General features: G+C 38.3%; 1 protein-coding gene. It reads right to left on the bottom strand.

Annotated features, from left to right (window positions below; genetic code table 11):
- On the bottom strand, window positions 1–277 hold a 277-nt coding region (locus AC0IZJ_RS28450), incomplete at both ends, for a YhjD/YihY/BrkB family envelope integrity protein (protein ID WP_471855613.1).

The following is a 277-nucleotide window of genomic DNA, read 5'->3' as shown; positions in this document are numbered from 1 at the left end:
AGCAAATACAACGCCCATTACAACTGTAAATACAACACTTAGAAGTTTTAGTAAAATGCCATTACGACTATCCTCAACATCGTACGCAACGTTGAACGAGTTCATAATTGCGGTCATACCGTTTGAAGCTGACCAAATTGCTAAGATCAACCCGACAGATAGTAAGCCACCACTTGAGTTCTTCGTTACATCGCCAATAACACCTTTTATGATTGATGATGTTTCAGATGGAGCACTGCTTAACATGCTTGTAATTTGACTTTGGTCAATATTAAAG

It is taken from the genome of Roseateles sp. AC306, from assembly GCF_979253795.1.
Note: the sequence above shows the minus strand (reverse complement) of the source record. Positions and strands in the feature narration are given on the sequence as shown.